This is a genomic window from Terriglobus sp. YAF25 (genome assembly GCF_052113305.1).
GTDB lineage: Bacteria > Acidobacteriota > Terriglobia > Terriglobales > Acidobacteriaceae > Terriglobus.
In genome coordinates, this window is record NZ_JBFRCY010000488.1 from 1 (window position 1) to 3591 (window position 3591).

The 3591-nt window shown below is 59.1% G+C and carries 2 protein-coding genes and 1 pseudogene; 2 read left to right on the forward strand and 1 reads right to left on the reverse strand.

The window, feature by feature from the left end; translation table 11 throughout:
- The first annotated feature begins 244 nt into the window (after positions 1 to 244).
- Positions 245 to 1258 (forward strand): SMP-30/gluconolactonase/LRE family protein, encoded by a 1014-nt coding sequence (locus AB4043_RS18575; protein ID WP_442303279.1) that lies wholly within the window; start codon positions 245 to 247, stop codon positions 1256 to 1258.
- Positions 1259 to 1440: 182 nt separating this feature from the next.
- On the opposite strand, the gene AB4043_RS18580 is transcribed toward AB4043_RS18575, so the two are convergent.
- Positions 1441 to 2397 (reverse strand): NAD-dependent epimerase/dehydratase family protein, encoded by a 957-nt coding sequence (locus AB4043_RS18580; protein WP_442303278.1) that lies wholly within the window; start codon positions 2395 to 2397, stop codon positions 1441 to 1443.
- Positions 2398 to 2536: 139 nt separating this feature from the next.
- On the opposite strand from AB4043_RS18580, the pseudogene AB4043_RS18585 reads away from it, so the two are divergent.
- Positions 2537 to 3591 (forward strand): annotated as a pseudogene (locus tag AB4043_RS18585) (hypothetical protein); the annotation flags it as partial.

A 3591-nucleotide genomic window follows, 5' to 3' on the forward strand; every position in this document is an offset into this window, starting at 1 on the left:
AACCCGCTTCCTGAAAGAGCACTATACCGCCCATTCAAAGCGCGTGGTGCAGTGTGCCAAGAAGATCGGCGAACGGCTCAGCATCACCGAAGAGACCCCCGACGAGGGATAGAGCTTCCATACCTTCGATTCACGAAACGCGCCCCTATAGTGGGCGCGTTTTCATGGAATCTATAGCCTCAGGCCTTGCGCAGGTTACTGTGTATATCGCAAGATTGATTGCGTGATAAGCAATGGAGGAAGAATGAATCCAATCCTGGATTTCGGGATCGATACGTCGAAGCTGCAGTACATCGGGGAAGGCCTGCAACGCCCGGAGTGCATCCTGGCGGAGAAGGATGGGACGCTGTGGTCCGCGGACTCGCGCGGCGGTGTAGTTCGCCTGCGGCATGACGGCAGCCAGCAGATCATCACCCAGAAGATCTCTGCGCACTTTGCGCAGGCAGACAGCGAAGCGACCCGCTATCTAACCGGAACACTGCCGAACGGGCTTGCCTTCGCCGAGAACGGCGACATCCTGATCTCGAACTTCGGTACTGACCGTCTGGAGATCATGACGCGCACGGGAGAATCCAAAGTCCTCGCCGACAGTATCGAGGGAGAGGCCATCGGCAAGGTCAACTTTGTCCTGCGCGACTCGAAGGGCCGCATCTGGATCACTGTCTCCACCAGGATCAAGAACTGGATGCACGCATTGCGTCCCGATCTTCCCGATGGCTACATCGCCCGCTATATCGACGGCAAGTTCCGCATCATGGCCGAGGGCTTTCACTTCACCAACGAGATCCGCATGGATGCGAAAGAAGAGTATCTGTACGTCGTCGAGACGACCGGCGGCTGCATCAGCCGGCTTCGCGTCCACGATGACGGCACGCTGGGCGAGCGTGAGATCTTCGGTCCCAGCAGCCTGGGAACCGGCGCCTGGCCGGATGGTATCGCCTTCGACAGTATCGGCAACCTATGGGGCACGTGTGTCTACTCGGACAAGCTCTTCATCCTTACGCCGCAAGGAGATCAGCGTGTCCTGCTGGACGAGGGCGACCCGGTGAAGGTGAAGGCTCTTGAAGACCAGTTCCGCGCCGGCGCTGTGACGGAAGATGTTCTCTTTGCCACGGGTCGCGGCGTCGCTCCATGGATGGCGAGCGTCACCTTCGGAGGCCCGGACCTGAAGACCGTCTACATCGGCTCACTGCGGGCACACAATATCCCGTACTTCCAGAGTCCGGTTGCGGGACTTCCGATGGTGCACTGGAAGTAATCGAATGATGGAATAAGTGAATGATTGAATGATGCTCGAGCAAAGTTCGGGCAAGTCGGCAAATCATCGCGTAAGCGGAGACTTCTGTTGCTGTATGTAAGATGCGGGTGCCCCATCCATCGCGAAAGCGATGGGTGGGACGTTCGAGCGAAGCTCGAATCCTTATTCAATCCTTCAATCCTTCAATTTCCCTCAATCACCCCACGCCGCTGCATATCCGTTACTGCCTCCTGCACTGCCTCGAATGACGTATAACGCGGCCGATAGCCAAGCAGTGACTTTGCCTTCTCAATACTGCAGTTTGGCGAGTGCGCGATGTGATCCCATGTCGCACGCGCGTCTTTCTCGCTGACCATCGTTGTCCATGTCTCCCAGGAGTAGAACTCCAGCTGTGGCTCCTGGCCGAACCAGCGAGACATTCCTTCGGCAAAGCCTCGCAGCGTCAGAGCCGCAGCAGAGACAACGTGGAAGCTCTCTCCGAGTGCGACGCTCCGGTGCGTCAGGGCCTGTACAAAGGCCTGCGCCACATCGTCGGCATGCACATGGTGTACGGTCTCAAGGCCCAGGTTCGGAAGGGGCAGAGCAGCTCCCCGCGCAAGCGTGGTGAAGACATCCGGGTTGAAGTTGCCCTGGGGGTTGATGGGGTTCCAGCCGGTACCGACCAGGTGACCGGGATGCAACAGCGTTGCGGGGAAGCCTTTGGTTCGTGCGAGCCGCAGTAGATAGTCCTCGATGGCGGTCTTCCGGAGTCCGTATTCACCAAATGGCGACCGCGGCGCGTCTTCGGTTGTCGGCACCTGGCAGCTATGACCGTGAATCCAGATGGTGCCGCAGTGCAGGAAATGCTCGACGCGGCCAAGGAGCGCCTCGGCGAGCTGAGCGGCGCTCTCCGGGGTGTAGCAGGTCAGGTCGATGACGCCCTGCCCGTCCAGCTCCGCGATGCGTTCGCCGAAGTTGCCGGCGGTCTCTTCCGCGTCGCGGTCCAGCACGACATGCTGAACGTACTTCCACGCCTGATCGGGGCGATAGGGGGACTTCACGCCGCGGGTGACACAGAAAACCTCGTATCCCGCATTCACGAGCCTGGGTGTCAGATAGCTGCCAATATGGCCGGAACCGCCGATGATCACAACGCGCATAGACCGATTGTCTCCGTTTTTCGGGTACTACAGTGTGCTTGACGATCGCAGGAAGCACTCCATATACTTTGCCTCACATAACGCAATCAATATTGCGTATTATGCAAATAATCTTGCATGGAAGGTCCAGGCAATGAGCATGCCCGTACTGTCAACCGCTGTCTCCAGATCCGCCTCAGGAGATCTCTCTCTGCACCGCGAGCCGGTGTATCGCGAGGGTGTGCTGAAGCTGCTTGCCATCAAGGACTCCGACATCCGCATCCTCACGCTAGAACAGAGCCGCGATGCGGTGGATAAGGGGCTGCACTCCGGCGGCGCCTTCTCGGCCATTCTGCCTATGGTGACTCTCTTCTATGGCGGGTTTCTGCGCCTCGACGTTGAAGACCCCACACGCCGCGGGCAGGACATCTTCACCCTCAGCAAGGGGCATGCGGTCGCGGCGATGGCGTCGATCTATGCGGAGCTGGGCTACTTCTCAGCCGACGTTCTGAAGAACTCCCGCTCGCACAGCAGCCTGCTCAACGGTCACCCGGGCCCGGTTCTCCCCGGAGTTCACATCGCCACCGGCCCCATGGGGCAGGGGATCGGCGTTGCTGAGGGCTTCGCCGTCGCYGGCAAACGCAGCCCTCGCTTCGATTCCTACTGCATGGTGGGCGATGGAGAGTTACAGGAGGGCTCCTGCTGGGAGGTCATCATGTATGCCTCGCAGCATAACCTCGAGAATCTGTGTGTCCTGGTCGATCGCAACAACGGTCAGCTCGATATCCACGACCGCATGCTTTATCCCATGCCGCCGCTTGCCGATGTCTTCCGGTCATTCGGATGGAATGCCTTGAGTGTCGATGCCACCGGCTTTGACGGAGTCTTCGATGCATTGAGCGCCTTCCGCTATGGTCCGCGGAATGGCAGGCCGACCGTGATCGTCTGCAACTCCAAGAAAGGCTTTGGAGCGTTCTCCGACCTCCTGAATAAGCACAAGGTCACAGTACCCGATGCCCTGTTTGCGCAGGAAGTGGAGATGCAGCAGAAGCAGCGCACGGCAAGAGTGACGGAATTCCTGGAACTGCTCAATAGAGTCGCGGGCGATGAGTCCCTCCATGAATTGCTGTTGCAGGCCGCTGCCGGCATGAATCTGGCAGTGGACGACAGCAGCGACTTCCTCAGGCAGGTCATCCGCCCGGTCCAGACCAGACG